The organism is Flavobacterium sp. A45 (assembly GCF_002001005.1).
In the GTDB taxonomy this organism is placed as follows: domain Bacteria; phylum Bacteroidota; class Bacteroidia; order Flavobacteriales; family Flavobacteriaceae; genus Flavobacterium.
In genome coordinates, this window is sequence record NZ_MUNX01000035.1 from 16,930 (window position 1) to 35,460 (window position 18,531).

Genomic DNA, 18,531 nt, shown 5'->3' on the forward strand with positions numbered 1-18,531 from the left:
AATGTTAGAGTTAATTATGTGCATCGATGACGACCCTATCACATTGATGCTATTCAAAAAAGTAATACAAAAAGGCTCTTTTGCAAGAGAAATAATTAATGCCACTAATGGCTATGAAGCAATTAGACTAATAAATTCAATCAATAATTCCTCTGATCAAGAAAAAAAACCACAATTAATCTTTCTAGATTTAAACATGCCTGTAATGGGAGGATGGGAATTTCTCGACCTATTCAATGCTTCCAATTATTTCAACCTAAACAATACAAAAGTCATCATCCTGACTTCAACTATAGACCCTGAGGATATCAAAAAATCAAAATCATATCCCAATGTCATCGAATTCCTTTCCAAACCCATAACAGTTGAAATGCTAAATTTCTTAAAGACTAAATTGTAATTTTTTTTCAACAACGGGATACACCACCATTCACTTCACAAAAAATAACCATAAAAAAAAGCCCCTTAAAAAGGAGCTTTTTTAATATAAACTTTATTACTTACAGTTTAGCAACATGCTTAGTTAACTTAGACTTCAAGTTTGAAGCTTTGTTATCATGAATGATGTTTTTCTTTGCTAATTTATCTATCATAGAGATAACACTTGACAACTTTGAAGTCGCATCAGCTTTATCAGTTGCAATTCTTAATGCTTTGATAGCATTACGAGTCGTTTTATGTTGGTATCTATTTAATACTCTTCTCTTTTCGTTACTTCTAATTCTTTTTAGAGCTGACTTATGATTTGCCATTTTTTTTAATTTTTAATTGTAATAATTATTTATAAACTATCAGTTAAAAAAGAAAAACCTCCCACAATTATAATTATAATCACTTTGGTTTTAACTAATAAAATAAAAATCGAGACACAACCCTTATTTCACAAAACTTATTTACAACTAATTGTAGTCCGTGGGGGAATCGAACCCCCCTTACCAGGATGAAAACCTGGCGTCCTAACCGATAGACGAACGGACCATTACCCTTTTTCCGATGGATTTCGTTTCTCAATCAAATGAGATTTGTAGTCCGTGGGGGAATCGAACCCCCCTTACCAGGATGAAAACCTGGCGTCCTAACCGATAGACGAACGGACCGCTGCTTTTGTAGCAACACTACTTCTGTAATGCGGATGCAAAAATACAACTATTTTTGAGAAGCGCAATAGTAGAGGCAAAAAAATTTATTTTTTTTTAATATGCCTTAGCAAAAAGCACCCTTCCAACAGAAGAATTACCAGTAAACACACAGCTTCCCACCTGTTCCGCTCTATCCAAAGGAATGCATCTTATCGTTGCTTTTGTCAATTCTTTAATCTTCTCTTCAGTCTCCGCAGTACCATCCCAATGTGCTGAAACAAAGCCTCCTTCACCTTCCAAAACCGCTTTGAATTCATCAAAACTATTTACTTCGGTAATATGTGAATTTCTGTAATTTAATGCTTTTTCAAACAAATCTTTTTGAATTTGCTCCAACAAATCACTTACAAAAGTCGTAATTACATCTTTTGAAACAGTTTCTTTTGCCAAAGTATCTCTTCTTGCCACTTCAAAAGTTCCATTTTCTAAATCTTTTGGACCAACAGCAATTCGAACAGGAACCCCTTTTAATTCCCATTCTGCAAATTTGAATCCTGGTTTTTGAGTTGTTCTATTATCAAATTTAACCGTGATGTTTAATTTTCTTAAAGCTTTAACCAAAACATCCACTTCACTTGAAATTGTATCCAATTGCTCATCACTCTTATATATAGGAACAATAACTACTTGTATTGGCGCTAAATTAGGAGGCAGTACTAATCCTTGGTCATCAGAATGTGTCATTACTAACGCTCCCATCAATCGAGTTGAAACACCCCATGAAGTTCCCCAAACGTGTTCTTGCTTACCTTCGGCATTGGCAAATTTCACATCAAAAGCTTTGGCAAAATTTTGTCCTAAAAAGTGTGAAGTTCCTGCCTGCAGCGCTTTACCATCCTGCATCAGGGCTTCAATACAATACGTTTCCTCAGCACCAGCAAAACGTTCTGTTTCTGTTTTCAAACCTTTTATAACTGGAATAGCCATGAAATTCTCGGCAAAATCAGCATAGACATTCATCATTTTCTCTGACTCTTCTATTGCTTCTGCTCTAGTTGCATGTGCTGTATGACCTTCCTGCCATAAAAACTCTGCTGTCCTCAAGAACAATCGGGTTCTCATTTCCCAACGCACCACATTAGCCCATTGATTAATCAACAAGGGTAAATCTCTATAGGATTGCACCCATCCTTTATATGTAGACCAAATAATCGCTTCACTTGTAGGACGAACAATCAATTCCTCTTCCAGTTTTGCATTCGGATCAACCATTAGTTTTCCGGGTTTGTCTGGGTCATTTTTCAATCTATAATGAGTTACAATTGCGCATTCTTTGGCAAATCCTTCAGCATTTTTTTCCTCAGCCTCAAACATACTTTTGGGAACAAATAAAGGAAAATAAGCATTTTGATGCCCTGTTTCCTTAAACATTCTATCCAACTCCGCTTGCATTTTTTCCCATATAGCATATCCGTAAGGTTTAATCACCATACAGCCTCTAACTCCTGAATTTTCAGCTAAATCGGCCTTGACAACCAACTCATTGTACCACTTTGAATAATCTTCTGCTCTTGTTGTAAGGTTCTTGCTCATTTTGAATAATTTGGCATAATATTTGTTTATAGATAATTTAACTAAATAATTACGCAAAACTAACTAAATTTGTATTGTCCAACAATAAAATAATCTACCGAAATGAAAACAAATGCATTAATTACTCGGAAAATCACACTTTTTTCCTTAATTGGATTTTTGAGTTTAGCAGTAACTTCTTGTGGTTCTTACCAGAATAGCTCCTATTATGACAATGACGGTGTTTATAGCACAAATGGAGAGAAAATTGTGATAAAGGACAATCAACCTAGTTCAGCCTCAGTTCAATACAAACAATACTTTAGTTCATTACAAAGCACTGGAGGGTCAGGCGAAATATTTACAGACGTAAATAGCTACGGCAGTGACTATAATGTAGAAAATGATTCCATACAAGCACCATCGACAGGTTATGCTTCTTGGGGTAGTTCCCCACAAGAAACAACTGTAGTTGTTTATCCGGACAGTTATTGGTCTGTCGGATTTGGTTGGGGTTACCCTTACTATGGATATGGATATGGATACCCATATTATGGATGGGGATATCCTTATTACGGATGGGGATACCCAGGTTACGGATGGGGATATCCAGGATATGGATGGGGTTATCCCGGTTATGGTTATGGCGTAGCAACACCTTATGCTTATAATTATAGCAGAAGAGGTTCCTCTTATGGTGGAAATTACAACAATTCAATTTACAACAATAATAGAGTTAGCCATTATAGCAGAAATGGAGCTACAAGCAGAAACAGTGTTACAAGTAGAAATAGCACCTATAATAGGAACAATACTAGTATAAGCAGACAGGCTCCTACTTTTACAAACCGAAACAGTAATACTGCATCAAGAAATTACACCCAAAATCAATCAAGAAGTTCTTACACACAAAGTAGAACCAACACTTCAACTAATACCCAAAGATCAAGCTACACACCTAGCAACAGCACATACCGAAGCAGTGGCAGCAGTATGTCAAGTGGAGGCGGTACTAGAATGTCCGGAGGCGGAGGCGGCAGAATGGGTGGCGGAGGTCGAAGATAAAAATTAGCGAACTAAAACTATAACCAACCCTAAGCCCAACCAAATGAAAAAGAACCACCTATTGTTATATTTTGTAGCAGGGCTAACGTTCTCTACAATACATTCACAGGAAATTAAAGACGCAATGCGTTACACACAAAGCGAATTGCAAGGAACAGCACGTTTTACAGCCATGAGTGGTGCTTTTGGAGCACTCGGAGGCGATTTATCCTCTATCAATGTTAATCCTGCGGGGTCAGCTGTATTCAACAACAATCAATTCGCCACTACAATGGGGAATTACGACACTGAAAATAATTCCGACTATTTTGGAACCCAAACTTCATCTGGTGAAAGTAATTTTGACTTGAATCAAGCGGGAGGTGTTTTTGTTTTTAAAACCAGAAATCCGAATAATGACTGGAAAAAATTCTCGATGTCCATCAATTACGAGAACACTAATAATTATGACAATTCAATGTTTTCTGCAGGGAGAAGTCCTGTAAACTCCATAGCTAATTATTTTATCAGTTATGCCAATGGCGTTCCTTTGAACTTACTGCAAGATGGCGAATATGCCGTTTTGGATAATGGAGCTCAACAAGCATTCTTGGGTTATCAAGGCTATATCATCAACCCTGTTACAGAAACAGCCAACAATACATTATATACCTCAAATGTTCGTTCTGGTGGTAATTATTATCAAGAAAATAGTTTTTATTCCAATGGCTACAACGGAAAACTGATTTTTAACAGCGGTTTACAATACAAAGATTTCCTGTATTTTGGTTTCAACTTGAACTCACATTTTACAGATTATGTACAAAATACCAACTTTTATGAATCCAACAATAATACTTTAGATTCAAATTACAGAGTCAAGAGTTTAAATTTTTCAAATAGTTTACATACTTACGGCGCCGGTTTTTCTTTCCAAGTGGGGGCCATCGCAAAATTAACCAATGAAATTCGTCTTGGTTTTGCATATGAATCACCAACATGGTATAATTTACAAGATGAACTTTCTCAAAGACTAACTTCGGTAAGCAGCAACATCGTAGAAACACTTCCTCCAGATATAGTTGACCCGTTTGTCATTAATTATTATGCTCCTTATGATTTACGTACCCCTGGAAGTTTAACAGGTAGTTTTGCCTATGTTTTTGGAAAATCAGGCTTGATTAGTGTAGATTACAAATACAAAGACTACAGTTGTACAGAATTTAGTCCCGAAAACGATCCTTATTATAGAGGTTTGAATAATACCATGCATAATACACTGGGTAGCAGTAACGAAGTAAGAGTTGGTGCCGAATATAAAATTCAAAATTTCAGATTAAGAGGCGGGTATCGTTTTGAAGGAAGCCCTTATAAAGATTCAGTTACAATAGGTGATTTAAACAGTTTTTCGGGTGGTTTAGGATATAGTTTTGGTTCCATAAAACTTGATTTTTCGTATGTAAACGTTCACACTACTTCGCAAAATCAGTTCTTTTCACAAGGATTCACCGAAAGAGCTCAAATCAATACGTACAAAAACAATTTTACTATGACTTTTACATTTGAAATGTAAAATACAGACAATATATTAACAGAAACCACTTTTGAACTATCTCAAAAGTGGTTTTCTTTTTTATGCTAAAGAAAATTTAAGACTACATATTTTTGGATTATTTTTTATGAAAATTAAATATCTTTAATCAGCCCCGATGGGAGTAAGTATCCTTTTATGCCAGGGTTCGGCATAAAAGATACTGCGGACAGCGGGAGAAATGCTGTTAAAAAAACGAAATGTGCTGCTCCAAATCATTTTTACACAAACAAAACATCCATTTTAAAAGGAAACAGACAGGGTTTCAGCAAAAAATTGTAATTTTGCAGATTCCTAAATTATCAGGAATATAATATTATGAGAACGAAGTCTTTAAAAAAGAACAAAATAAATGTGATCACTCTTGGGTGTTCAAAAAATGTATATGACAGTGAAGTGTTGATGGGACAGCTTAAAGCCAGTGGCAAAGATGTGACTCACGAAGCCAAAGCCGAAGATGAAGGAAATATTATCGTGATTAATACTTGCGGATTTATTGATAATGCCAAGGCAGAATCAGTAAACATGATATTGGAATATGCTGATAAAAAAGAGAAAGGACTTGTAGATAAAGTTTTTGTAACTGGATGTTTATCTGAAAGATACAGACCGGATTTAGAAAAAGAAATTCCGAATGTGGACCAATATTTTGGAACTACAGAATTACCGGCTTTATTAAAAGCTTTGGGTGCCGATTATAAGCATGAATTACTGGGAGAGCGTTTGACTACGACTCCAAAAAACTACGCTTATTTGAAAATTTCGGAAGGCTGTGACAGGCCCTGCAGTTTTTGTGCAATCCCATTAATGAGAGGAAAAAACGTTTCGCAAACTATCGAAAAATTAGTTAAAGAAGCTGAAGGACTAGCTAGAGACGGCGTAAAAGAATTGATTTTGATTGCGCAGGATTTAACGTATTACGGTCTTGATTTATACAAAAAAAGAGCACTTGGCGAATTACTGGAAGCTTTGGTAAAAGTTGAAGGAATTGAGTGGATTCGTTTACACTACGCCTTCCCTACCGGATTCCCGATGGATGTGCTTGAAATCATGAAACGCGAACCTAAGATTTGTAATTATATTGACATTCCGTTGCAGCACATTGCTGATTCTGTATTAAAATCGATGCGTCGCGGTACTACGCAGGAAAAAACAACACGATTACTAAAAGACTTTAGAGAAGCGGTTCCGGGAATGGCAATTAGAACTACTCTGATTGTGGGTTATCCTGGAGAAACACAGGAAGATTTCAATATCCTGAAAGATTTTGTACAGGAAATGAAGTTTGACAGAATGGGCTGTTTTGCCTATTCGCATGAAGAAAACACACATGCTTTCTTATTGGAAGATGATGTTCCTGCTGACGTAAAACAAGATCGTGCAAACGAAATTATGGAACTGCAGTCTCAGATTTCTTGGGATTTGAATCAAGAAAAAGTTGGAAAAACTTTCAGATGTATTATTGACAGAAAAGAAGGCGGACATTTCGTGGGCAGAACTGAGTTCGACAGCCCCGATGTTGATAATGAAGTATTAATTGATGCTGCAAAACATTATGTAAAAACAGGTGATTTTGCAATGATTAAAATTATTGAAGCAACAGAATTTGATTTATACGGAGAACCAGTTTAAATTTTTAATTTTCAAGATTGTCATTTATGAAAACATTTAAAACAGCATTGTTTATAGCATTTTTGCTTTTGTCTGCCAATACAATTTCGGCACAATATGGAAATGGTTATGGAGGAAACGGTTATGGCGGTGGCGGATACGGTGGAAATGGCTATGGCAGATCTAACCAAATGTCACAAATGGGGCAAAGCAGCCAACAGAGTGCGCCTAAACCGATTCCTGCAGAAGTTACTGCCGCAAAAATTGTAGACTACTATAAAAAAGAACTTAAATTAGATGCACTTCAGGAAGTGGTTGTCACTAATATCTATGTCAAATCGTTAAAAAAGCAAGAGGCTCTAATGAAAAAAGAGATAAGTGACGAGGAGAAAACAAACGAATTTAAAGTACTGAATGAAATGACCGAAATGGAAATGACCCAAATTTTAAATAAAGAACAAAAGGTGAAATTTAAAATCTTGGTTGAAGAACGAAAAAGTAAAATTGAATCACAAAAACACTAGGCTTTTATATTAAGAAATTGAATTTCAATTATGAAAAAATACTTTTACTATATCATTCTAGTTCTTATAGTTGCGTCGTGTGCGACTAAAAATCCACACAAAGCAACCGAAAAAGAATACAATGCCCAGATAAAAAATCTAAAAGAAACCCTATCCGAGAAAGAAGCAACTCCCCTAAAAAACGAGCCATCTGTAGTAATTGACAGTATTGCTTATCGATACAAAAATCAATTATTAAACTATAAGGACACGCTCTCCAAAACCGACACTAATATTTTACAAAATGGTATTTCATCAGAATGGATTGGTACTGTCAATTTTAATTTAAGAAAACCCAATTTCATCATACTGCATCACACTGCACAGGATTCAATACAACAAACCATAAAAACTTTCACTTTAAAAGAAACGAAAGTAAGTGCTCATTATGTGATTGGCAGAGACGGAAAAGTAGTTCATATGCTCAATGACTATCTAAGAGCATGGCATGCTGGAAATGGTTCTTGGGGGAAAAACACCGACATCAACTCCAGTTCCATTGGAATCGAGTTGGACAATAACGGCTTTGAACCTTTTTCAGAGCCACAAATTAATACCCTATTGGCGTTATTGACCAAATTGAAAAAAGACTACAATATTCCAACACAAAACATAATTGGCCATTCAGACATTGCTCCGTCTAGAAAAGTGGATCCCAGTGCATTTTTTCCATGGAAACTTTTAGCTTTAAATGGTTTTGGGGTTTGGCCAGACGAAGAACTTCCCTGCCCTCCGAGTGATTTTAATGCCGAATTGGGTTTGCAAGCGATAGGATACAATACCAAAAATCTTTCGGCAGCCATCACTGCATTCAAACTTCATTATATCCAAACTGAAGTTAATACTATTTTGGACGAAAAAACAATCAGTACCATCTACTCGATTTACAAAAAATAGAAACTTTTCATTTAATCTATAAAAAGCGCCTTTTGAACGATTCAAAAGGCGTTTTTTTTTGTTTCCACATCAACATTCAACATTTTTTTATACATTTAATCAATAAGTATCAAACATTTAGCCCAAATTCTACTTTTTCAACTTCTCTATTTTTAATATAAAAATGGGACTTGGAAACGCGGAGCTGTGAGATGTGGATCGTGAACTCAAATAATCGAATTCAAAAAATCATTAAAACTATTTTTCCTTCTTAAAAAGTGAATTTCATGATAAAAAAGAAAAAAGTAGCTTTTATAATCCCCAATCTTGAAGCTGGCGGTGCCGAAAGAGTCGCAGTCACTCTAGCCCAAAAATTTACAAATGAATATGATGTATTTCTCCTAGTTTTGAATAAAACAAAAGTGATGTATACCATCGATTCTCATATTCAGATCCATTTTTTAAAAGAAGGCTATATTCCAAGCAGGAATTGGCTTATGGCTCTAAAAAGCAATCTAAATTTTGTAAAAAAAATAATCAAAACAGCAAAAGACAATCAAATTGAAGTACTCATCGGTTTTACTGCAACCGGAAATATTTTGGCCATTTTGAGCAGTTTTTTTCTAAAAGCTGCTTCTTATATTTGCGAAAGAAACAATCCTGAAGTATCTCAGCTTTCTTTTTTTCGAAACCTTTGCATACGAATTCTTTATCCTTTTGCTGATGCACTTATTGTTCAAACAGACTTTTCAAAAAACTATTTTCAAAACTTTTTAAACCCTCAAAAAATTCAGATTATACCAAATCCCATTGGTGAAAATCTATTATCAAAAAGGGAAATATATAAAAATAGAGAGAATATCATTTTGACCGTAGGCCGGCTAGACGACAATAAAAATCAGAAACTGCTTTTAGAAGCATTTGCCAATTTGAATACAAAAAACTGGAAACTCGTACTGGTTGGTGATGGTGTTTTAAAAACAGAATACCAATTATTGACAAAAACCTTAAGCATTTCAGATAAAGTTGATTTCGTTGGAACGGTAAGCGACATAGAGAGTTACTACAATCGTGCCAAACTATTTGTTTTTACCTCACAGTCTGAAGGGTTTCCAAATGCGTTATTGGAGGCATTGTGTTTTGGAATTCCCTGTATCTCATCTGATTGTAATTCCGGTCCCTCCGAAATGATTCAGCACAAAGAAAATGGTTTTTTGTTTGAAACCAACAATCAAAAACAATTGGAAATACAAATGATCGAATTAATGGAAAATGATTCACTCTGTTTAAAATTCAGTTCGAATGCAATTCAATCAACGGCTAAATATCATGCTACTGAAGTATACAAGAAATGGCATTCGCTAGTATTTCAAGGAAACTAAAAAGGCTTTAAATGAACAGTGCTATTTTGAAAAAAAAATCAATTTTTCATTACTTAAGAAAACCAATACTGATCAATGTTATCACAGTTGGTTTTTTGACTGTAATTGTAAAAGGAATGGGCTTTTTTAAAGAAATGGAAGTAGGAAGCACTTTTGGGCTTTCTGAAATCCTAGACACTTTCCTGATTGCACTATTGATACCCGGATTTATAAATACCGTTTTTATGTCATCGTTCCAAAATGTTTTTATACCCAATTACATTGCCGAAATCAGAACTTCATCATCAACTGCTTCTTTCATGAGTGCCTGTGTTGCCCTTACTTTAGCCATGGGGATAGTTCTGATGTTTGTATCCTATCTCTTTACCGATGTTTTTTTGGAAGCTGTTTTTAAAAATCACAGCTTGCAGTATTACCAACTCATACGCACTCAGTTTTATATTCTATTACCCTGTATTCTCTTTTGGTCTTTTTCATCCTTATTTAGCGGTATTTTGGAAACAAAAGGATTTTTTGGCTATTCAGCAATATCTCCTATTTTTACCTCTATTGTTATTTTGATTTGCTTGTTTATTTTCAATAATAAAATGGGATACACGCTTTTATCCATCGGAACGCTAGTGGGAAGTTTTCTGGAATTGGTGTATATTTTAACAGTATGTGCTCATAAAAAAACGCTACAATTTGGAACACCCAATTTCAGCTCCATAAATATTAAAATAATATACAGACAGTTGCCCTCAAAAATAGGATCAGGTTTTTTAACGGGTTCCACCGGTTTTGTGAATCAGTTTTTTGCGGCTCAACTGGTCGTGGGTTCTATTGCTTCTTTTAATTACGGAATGAAAATTCCGTTGTTTTTAGCAACACTTTTAGTGATTTCAATAGGAAACGTACTTTTGCCTTATTTTTCGAATCTCGTTCAAGACAACAAACTCAGAGCCTATCAAATTTTATATCAAACCCTAATTACAGTATTCCTTCTCTCGGCGTCAATTGCTGGCATACTGTTTCTTTTTTCGGATGCCCTTATTTCATTTTTATTCGAAAGAGGAAATTTTACTGCACAAAATACTTTGGTTGTTTCTCAAATTCAGAGAATCGTTTTGATATACATTCCATTTTATATTGCAACTATTATCATTGTCAAATTTCTAACAAGCATCAACAAAAACAGTTATATGTTTTATGCCTCGATAATCAATTTAATACTGAATGTATCGCTCAATTATTATTTCGCCAAAAAATATGCCATCTATGGCTTAGCTATTGCTACAACTTTGGTCTATATTTCCAATTTTATAATTCTCTTTTTATTTGTCAGACACCAATATAAAAAAGATCTTTTAAAATGAAATATCTAAAAACTGTCATTTTAATATTGCTGTTTTGCAACCTTCCCAGCTTTTCCCTGGTACATCTGGATTCTATATCAGGAGCTGTTTTAAGTTATGGGACATTCTTGCTTATCATTATTTATTTTTTTTACAAAAAAGAAGCGCCCATTATTCCTTTGGTCATTTTGGGGCTATCCTATTTTTTGATTTCTGTTTTAATTGACTCCCAAAATTCGGATGGATTCCTTGCCACTTTTGTCAAATATATAATCTTTGTAACTATGGGAGCCAGTGTGATTAAAGATGTCAGCAAGAAAGAAATGTTCACATTGCTGCTCATTGGCGCATTGAGCATTATATACGAATCTGTTTTTGTGATCGATATAGGTGGCCGTTATAGCGGTTTTTACCTGAATCCAAATTTTGCCGGCTGTATCTGCATTTTTGGCTATTGTTTCAGTTTTTCTATTTCTGAAAAAAAATTAAAAATTATTGGGCAAATCATATTCTCTTTTGCAGGTTTTGTCACCTTTTCGAGAACATTTTTATTGCTTTGGGTACTCGTCAACATAATGTCATTATCAATCAGCTATAAAAATTTTTACAAGCTTTTTTTAGGAATTGTATTGGTCAGTTTCTTTGTTTCGTTTGGTAATAAATTTGACTTCAACACAAAACGGTTAGAAGCTTTTGCTACAATACTCGACGGAAAAATTAGCCAAGATTTAGCCGAAAATTCAAGAACAGAAACCTGGGCAAAATATTATGATCGAATTTTGGATCATCCTTTATTTGGAAGCGGGTATTTGAGTTTCAGTGGAAAAACTTATGGGAGAGATGGCAATGCTTATGGAATTGAGGGAGTACACAACACGCCCCTTTTGATAATTGGCGAATCCGGTATATTCGTTTTTTTATTTTTTTTATGGTTGTATGGAGGGTTTGTATTCGATGGCATCCATTATTTTAAAAAGGATTTCGTACTGCTGCTGGTCTCTTTTTCACTATTTATTTATTTGCTTACAACCCATAACTTCTTTAACAATTACATCATATTATCACTGTCAATATGGCTTTTTCAGCAAATAGAGTTAAAAAAAACGGAAGAAAACGAAACGTTGAAATCATTAGCATATTAAAACCCCAAATACAATGTGCGGCATTTATGTAACGAATATTCCTTTCTCTGAAGAAGAAATCCAAACCAAATTGTCCTCCATACAATTTAGAGGCCCCGATCATACCGGGATAAAAAAAATAGGAGATTTGACATTCGGCCATCTTCGTTTAGCTATAATCGATTTGGACGCTCGTTCCAATCAGCCGATGCAATTGGCAGAATATACAATCGTTTTCAATGGAGAAATATACAATTTTACAACAATCAAAGAGGAATTAATTGAACTAGGCAACACTTTTGAAACCACAGGAGACACGGAAGTTTTATTGAAAGGATACCAACAATGGGGAAAAAAAATAGTTCCAAAATTGAATGGAATGTTTTCTTTTGCTATCTACAATGCAATTTCAAATACGATCTTTTGTTCCAGAGATCGATTGGGAGTTAAGCCTTTTTATTTTTCCTGGAATGATGGAGAATTTGAAATTTGCAGTCAGCTGCGGCCCATTTGCCAGAATAAAAAACTGAATGAAACAGCCATTTCAATATATTTGGATTGCACTTATATCCCAAGTCCATTTACCATTTTTCAAGATGTGCACAAACTTCCTCCAGGGAGTAATCTGGAAATTGATTTAACCGCAAAAAGGCATACCATATCAAAATATTGGAATCTCGAGCCTGTCCAAATAACTAAATTAAATTATGACGAAGCTAAAGAAAAACTGCACGCCCTTATAAAAGATGCCGTAAAAATCAGATTGCAGGCGGATGTTCCTTTTGGAACTTTTCTTTCGGGAGGAATCGATTCGGCTTTGGTATCCAGCATAGCTTCAAAAATTTCAAAAGTGCCTATTCATACTTTTACTATCGGTTTTCAAGACCCAAAATATGATGAAAGTAAAATTGCCCTTCAATTTGCAACACTTATTGGATCCGAACATTTTGAAACTATCTGCAAACCCGAAGATATCATAAAACTAATTCCTAAGCTTGTTGCTGTTTATGATGAACCTTTTGGAGACAGCTCGGCATTACCTTCGCTATTGCTAAATAAAATAGCAAAACAACATGTAACGATGGCTTTATCCGGTGATGGAGGAGATGAAAGTTTTTTGGGTTACAACCATTTTGATTGGGTCGCCAAATTTAAGAAACTTATAAAAACCCCTTATTTATTAAGAGTTTTTGCCAGTCATTTTTTGATTTTTAATATATTGGGTAAAAGAACCGAGTCTATAAAAAGAATCCTTAAAGTGAAATCCAAGTATGATTTCATAACCGGAATATTTGTTGGGTATAATTCACTTTTGCTAAACCGAAATTTGGATTGGATTTCGCTTTATGATGGTTTTAAAAATAATTCCAAAAATTTACATCAAGCCACAGCCGACCTGAATATCAAATTATGGCTAGAGAACGACAGTAACGTAAAAGTGGATCGAGCCAGTATGGCATATTCCGTAGAAATCCGAAGCCCTTTTTTAGATTACAGAATTGTAGAATTTGCTCGAACGCTCCCGGTTTCCTATCGCTACCAAAAGGGTAAAAAGAAAAGAATTCTCAAAGATATTTTAAGCGAATACATTCCTGAAGCCATTTTTGACCAGCCAAAAAAAGGATTTTCTGTCCCGATGGATTCCTGGATTCGCAATGAACTGAAAGAAGAATTCATTACAAATTTACCTGATGATTTTTTGAAACAGGTTCCCAATTTGAATCTTCCAAAATTTAAAAGAATGTTTCAAAGTCATCTTGCAGGGAAACAAGATTATTCATCTTATATCTGGCGCGTTTATGTGTTATCCAAATGGTATCAGGAATTTGGCTATTTTAAAAAATAATGGATAGAAAAAAAATACTTTTTATTGTTCCCTCTTTGAAAGCCGGCGGTGCTGAACGCATTACTGCTTTTTTGGCAAAGCATATAAACCCTACTCTATTTGAGGCAAAATTGATTGTCATCGGTTACAAGAAAGATGCAGTTTATGAAATACAAAACACCGATATAACTTTTCTGAACAAAGAGAGGCATTTCAAAGCTATTCCAGTGTTGCTGCAAATGATACAAAAAGAAAAACCAGCTGTCGTTTTTAGTTCTTCGGGGCATATCAACAGTACTTTAGGCCTTTTTAGTTTCTTTTTTTCGAATATAAAATTCGTTGTTCGGGAAACCAATATCGTATCGGTGGTCAATGAATTTCCACAGGAAAAAAACCGTTTCTTTTTTTTTTTAATGCAGCAATTGTATCCTTATTTGGATGCCATTGTTTGTCAAAGCCATGATATGAAAATTGATTTGATTGAGAAACTGAGAATTCATCCATCTAAAATAGTGGTGATAAACAATCCAATCATCAGCGAAATTCAAGCCGCTACAACCAAAAAAGAATCAGATACACTTCGCTTTATCACCGTTGGCAGAATGAGTTGGATCAAAGGTCATTTGCGAATTTTAAAAGTACTCTCCCAATTAAAATACGATTTTCAATACACCATAATTGGAACAGGATTGGTAAAAGAATCACAAATTATTCAAGACGAAGTAATGCGCCTCAATTTATCCGAAAAAGTACATTTTATCCCTTTCACACCCAATATTTTAAGCGAAATACAGCAACATGATCTTTTTTTGCAAGGCTCTTATGCAGAAGGTTTCCCTAATGCCTTACTCGAAAGCTGTTCCGTTGGGACTCCAGTTATAGCCTTTGAAGCTCCTGGCGGAACAAAAGAAATCATCCAAAACGGCATTAATGGCTATTTGGTAAAAAATGAAGAAGAATTGCTTTCCCTGTTAACTAATTTGGAACTCATTCGTAAAATTAAACGAGAAAAAGTAATTAATAGTGTTATCAAAAAATTCGATAAAGAAACTATTTTGAATCAATACGAAACTTTGTTTTTATCGCTACAAAAATGAAACCCTTAACCGTTTTCACCACCACTTACAATAGAGGTTATTGTTTGCACCAAATTTATCATAGTTTGGTCAGACAAACCCATTCTGATTTTATTTGGTTGCTAATAGACGATGGTTCAACCGATCAAACAGAATCGCTGGTTCAATCTTGGATGGAAGAAAATAAAATAGAAATTGAGTATATCCAACAAGAAAACAAAGGAATGAATGGCGCGCACAATACCGCTTATGCCTCTATTAAAACACCTTGGAATGTCAGTATCGATTCTGATGATTATATGCCTGATAACGCGGTGGAACTCATCTTGAAAAACATTCAAAATTTAGGCTCCAAATTTGCTGGAATAGTGGGATTGGACAGCGATACTCAAGGAAATTTAATAGGTACCTCATTTCCAGAAGCTCTTACCCAAAGCACTCTTTCAGACCTATACCACAAACAAGGAGTAAAAGGGGATAAAAAAATAGTGTACCGTACAGAAATTATAAAAAAATACGCGCCTTACCCATTAATTGAAGGAGAAAAATTTATTCCTCCTGGTTACTTATATCGGCTAATTGATCAAGATTATGTGCTTAAACCTATTAATGAGGTATTCGTTATTGTAAACTATCAAAAAGATGGTTTTACAAAAAATTTGTTTTCGCTCTATAAAAATAATCCCAAAGGTTTTGCCCTGCATCGGATTCTTAAAATCAATTTAAGCACCAATTGGATAGAGCGGTTTAAGAATATGGTTCACTTAATTTCCTGTTGCCTTTTTTCAAAAGATCTGTCACTTTTAAACCAAACCAAAAGTCCATTATTGATTCTATTGGCTTTCCCTTTTGGACTTGCTTTGAATGGTTACATCAGATTAAAAACAAAAAAACCAACATTCATTAAATGAAAAGAATACTTCTTGTTTTACCCAATGATACCATGGGAGGTGCTGAGCAAATCCTAAAAATGATAGCTCAGTATTATTCAGATTCACTAGTAGAAATACAATTTTTGAAAAGTAAAACGAATAATGAATGGACAATTTGCGCTCCATTTATCCATTTGAAATACCAAGATACAAACTCTGAATATCTAGGTGCATTGTTTTATGCCTATAATCTTTTGATCAAACCAAAAAAAAAATACGATTCTATATTTACTTCACATGTTTTTGCTACGGGTATAATCGGTGTTTTTATTAGGTTTGGGCTCATCCAAAAAAAACATTTTATAGGAAGAGAATCCACTCGAATATTTGAACGATTCAAAGGTTTTAAATTGTTTTTATATAAAAAAATGTACCGATGGGGATATCCCAGTCTGGACTTATTAATTTGTCAGACACAACAAATGAAACAAGATTTAATAGCCAACATATCTTGGATTGACAAACAAATTAATATAAAAGTAGTTGCAAATCCTATTGATTTAATTTCAATAAAAACAGATGAATATTTAGAAATAAAATCGCCATTTATTGTAAGCGCTGGAAGATTAATTCCAGAAAAAGGGTTCGATGTTTTAATTACAGCCTTCAAAGAAATACTCCAAACATATCCAACATATCAGCTTATTATTTTGGGAGAAGGTAAAGAAAAACAAAACTTAGAACTTCAAATAAAAGAACTCCATTTAGAAAACAAAGTGATTTTAAGAGGCCGTGTCCCGAATGTCTATCCTTATTTTAAGGCGGCAAAAATTTGTGTGATTTCGTCAAGAATAGAAGGATTTCCGAATGTCCTATTGCAAATGATGTCTCAAAATAACAGCATCGTTTCTACAAAATGTACTGAAGAAATTATACAAATTCAAGGAATTCAGATTGCAGATATCTGTAATTCAAAAAATTTGCATGACGCCATTATAAAATCATTAAATACAGATAACTCTAAAAACGATATTCTTTTTAAATCATTTCTTGAAGAAAGATCGATAAAAAATTTCATTTCCATAATTGAAAAAGAACTTCAAAATCATTTATTGCGACAGAATAATTTAAATTGATAAACCTATTATTAATTCAACAACAATATAAATATAACAGACTATTGCATATTTTAATAAAAACGCAAGAAAACATTAAGTAAAAAATGACAAACACTGGAAAATTTGTAATCTCCCTAGACTTTGAATTAATGTGGGGAGTTCGAGACAAAAGATGTGTTAAAGATTATGGAGATGCTATTATAGGAGCGAGGACGGCTATAAAAAATATGCTTCATTGTTTTGATAAGCATGAAGTCAAAGTAACTTTTGCCACAGTTGGTTTTTTATTTCATAAAACAAAAAAAGACTTATTAGAAAATTCACCTATTATAAAACCAACTTATTCTAATGAAAATCTTTCGCCTTATCCAAACATAGAGACAGACCTTGGTGAGAATGAAGATGAAGATCCATACCATTTTGGTTTCACTTTGACACAGCAAATAAAAAATAGTCCCCTTCATGAAATCGCAACGCATACCTATTGTCATTACTATTGTTTAGAACCCGGGCAAACTGTCTTGCAATTTGAAGAAGATATAAAAGTGGCTATTGAAATTGCAAAAAAAAATGATATAATCATAAATAGCATTGTATTCCCTAGAAATCAATACAATAAAGATTACTTAGAAATTTGTCGTAATTGTGGTATTACTTCCTATAGAGGTACTGAAAACTCTTCGATTTATGAATCCAATAACGGAAAAGGAAATACACCAATTAAAAGAATACTACGTCTTATAGATTCCTATATCAACATTACTGGACACCACTCCTATCAATTTGATGAAATAAAAAAATCTACACCTCATAATATCCCTTCAAGTCGACTATTGAGACCATACTCAAAAAAACTTTTCTTTTTGGAAAGATTTAAATTTTTGAGAATTAAAAATGCCATGACATATGCAGCCAAAAATAATTTAGTATATCATCTTTGGTGGCATCCACATAATTTTGGAAGAAACTGTAAAGAGAATATCTGCCTACTTGAAAAAATTTTAAGGCATTATGATTTCCTAAATAAAAAGTATAGTTTTCAATCTGTGACAATGAAAGAACTTTCTAATGAACTAAAAAAAACTAAATGAGAATAGTGTTATTGGGAGGTAAAAGTCAAACCACATTATTTATGTATAATGCATTAAAATATAGTTTCCAAATTGATAAAGTAATTATTGAGAATAGTGTACCAAGTATACAATTAATTAAAGGAAGAGTAAAAAAATTAGGAATTCTTAAAGTCATAAACCAACTACTATTTCAATTAACAATTTCTAAACTTGTTCATTTATTATCTAAAAAAAGAATTAATGCTTTAAAAAAACATTATAACCTTTTTGCAGATCCTATAGAATTAGACAAAATACAAACTATCGGCTCTGTAAATGATTTAGAATGCATTATAGTGCTAAAAGAATTAAATCCTGACGTAATAATAGTAAACGGTACTAGAATAATAAGTAG

General features: G+C 33.9%; 17 protein-coding genes and 2 tRNA genes. 15 read left to right on the forward strand and 4 right to left on the reverse strand.

Annotation, left to right across the window (positions count from 1 at the left end):
• The first annotated feature begins 1 nt into the window (after nt 1).
• Complete coding sequence (locus B0E44_RS01060) at nt 2–400, forward strand: response regulator (RefSeq protein WP_077370355.1); 399 nt, start codon at nt 2–4, stop codon at nt 398–400.
• 100 nt (nt 401–500) lie between these two features.
• Here the strand turns inward: B0E44_RS01060 and rpsT are convergent, their stop codons facing one another.
• The 4 genes from rpsT to proS form a co-directional block, all read right to left on the reverse strand.
• Nucleotides 501–752, reverse strand: coding sequence for a 30S ribosomal protein S20 (gene rpsT, locus B0E44_RS01065; protein WP_073371796.1), 252 nt, complete (start codon nt 750–752; stop codon nt 501–503).
• Nucleotides 753–906: 154 nt separating this feature from the next.
• A tRNA-Glu gene (locus tag B0E44_RS01070) sits at nt 907–978 on the reverse strand.
• Between the two features lie 47 nt (nt 979–1,025).
• Nucleotides 1,026–1,097, reverse strand: a tRNA-Glu gene (locus tag B0E44_RS01075).
• 96 nt (nt 1,098–1,193) lie between these two features.
• Nucleotides 1,194–2,672: a proline--tRNA ligase gene (proS, locus tag B0E44_RS01080; protein ID WP_077370369.1), complete on the reverse strand. Its 1,479-nt coding sequence runs from the start codon at nt 2,670–2,672 to the stop codon at nt 1,194–1,196.
• Nucleotides 2,673–2,774: 102 nt separating this feature from the next.
• Between proS and B0E44_RS01085 the strand changes: the two genes are divergently transcribed.
• From B0E44_RS01085 to B0E44_RS01150, 14 genes are all read left to right on the forward strand, one after another.
• On the forward strand, nt 2,775–3,716 hold the full coding sequence (locus B0E44_RS01085; RefSeq protein ID WP_077370356.1) for a hypothetical protein: 942 nt from the start codon (nt 2,775–2,777) through the stop codon (nt 3,714–3,716).
• A 43-nt stretch (nt 3,717–3,759) separates the two neighbouring features.
• Nucleotides 3,760–5,268 carry an OmpP1/FadL family transporter gene (locus tag B0E44_RS01090; protein ID WP_077370357.1) on the forward strand — a complete coding sequence of 503 codons (1,509 nt, stop codon included), beginning with the start codon at nt 3,760–3,762 and terminating at the stop codon, nt 5,266–5,268.
• Nucleotides 5,269–5,604: 336 nt separating this feature from the next.
• Complete coding sequence (gene rimO / locus B0E44_RS01095; RefSeq protein ID WP_077370358.1) at nt 5,605–6,918, forward strand: 30S ribosomal protein S12 methylthiotransferase RimO; 1,314 nt, start codon at nt 5,605–5,607, stop codon at nt 6,916–6,918.
• Between the two features lie 26 nt (nt 6,919–6,944).
• Nucleotides 6,945–7,421 carry a hypothetical protein gene (locus B0E44_RS01100; RefSeq protein WP_077370359.1) on the forward strand — a complete coding sequence of 159 codons (477 nt, stop codon included), beginning with the start codon at nt 6,945–6,947 and terminating at the stop codon, nt 7,419–7,421.
• 27 nt (nt 7,422–7,448) lie between these two features.
• Nucleotides 7,449–8,357 carry an N-acetylmuramoyl-L-alanine amidase gene (locus B0E44_RS01105; protein ID WP_371594385.1) on the forward strand — a complete coding sequence of 303 codons (909 nt, stop codon included), beginning with the start codon at nt 7,449–7,451 and terminating at the stop codon, nt 8,355–8,357.
• A 266-nt stretch (nt 8,358–8,623) separates the two neighbouring features.
• The gene (locus tag B0E44_RS01110) at nt 8,624–9,718 is read left to right on the forward strand and encodes a glycosyltransferase family 4 protein (protein WP_077370361.1); all 1,095 of its coding nucleotides are present in this window, start codon (nt 8,624–8,626) and stop codon (nt 9,716–9,718) included.
• 11 nt (nt 9,719–9,729) lie between these two features.
• Complete coding sequence (gene murJ, locus B0E44_RS01115) at nt 9,730–11,073, forward strand: murein biosynthesis integral membrane protein MurJ (RefSeq protein ID WP_077370362.1); 1,344 nt, start codon at nt 9,730–9,732, stop codon at nt 11,071–11,073.
• Nucleotides 11,070–12,194: an O-antigen ligase gene (locus tag B0E44_RS01120; protein WP_077370363.1), complete on the forward strand. Its 1,125-nt coding sequence runs from the start codon at nt 11,070–11,072 to the stop codon at nt 12,192–12,194. The genes murJ and B0E44_RS01120 overlap by 4 nt, the downstream gene beginning before the upstream one ends.
• Nucleotides 12,195–12,207: 13 nt before the next feature.
• Nucleotides 12,208–14,019: an asparagine synthase (glutamine-hydrolyzing) gene (gene asnB / locus B0E44_RS01125; RefSeq protein WP_077370364.1), complete on the forward strand. Its 1,812-nt coding sequence runs from the start codon at nt 12,208–12,210 to the stop codon at nt 14,017–14,019.
• Nucleotides 14,019–15,095, forward strand: coding sequence for a glycosyltransferase (locus B0E44_RS01130; protein ID WP_077370365.1), 1,077 nt, complete (start codon nt 14,019–14,021; stop codon nt 15,093–15,095). The genes asnB and B0E44_RS01130 overlap by 1 nt, the downstream gene beginning before the upstream one ends.
• Nucleotides 15,092–15,985, forward strand: a complete 894-nt coding sequence (locus B0E44_RS01135; RefSeq protein WP_077370366.1) for a glycosyltransferase family 2 protein — start codon at nt 15,092–15,094, stop codon at nt 15,983–15,985. The genes B0E44_RS01130 and B0E44_RS01135 overlap by 4 nt, the downstream gene beginning before the upstream one ends.
• Nucleotides 15,982–17,082, forward strand: a complete 1,101-nt coding sequence (locus B0E44_RS01140; RefSeq protein WP_077370367.1) for a glycosyltransferase — start codon at nt 15,982–15,984, stop codon at nt 17,080–17,082. The genes B0E44_RS01135 and B0E44_RS01140 overlap by 4 nt, the downstream gene beginning before the upstream one ends.
• A gap of 86 nt (nt 17,083–17,168) precedes the next feature.
• Nucleotides 17,169–18,155, forward strand: a complete 987-nt coding sequence (locus tag B0E44_RS01145; protein ID WP_077370368.1) for a polysaccharide deacetylase family protein — start codon at nt 17,169–17,171, stop codon at nt 18,153–18,155.
• A partial coding sequence (locus B0E44_RS01150; RefSeq protein WP_217341281.1) for a hypothetical protein occupies nt 18,152–18,531 on the forward strand: 380 nt, incomplete at its 3' end. The genes B0E44_RS01145 and B0E44_RS01150, both read left to right, overlap by 4 nt.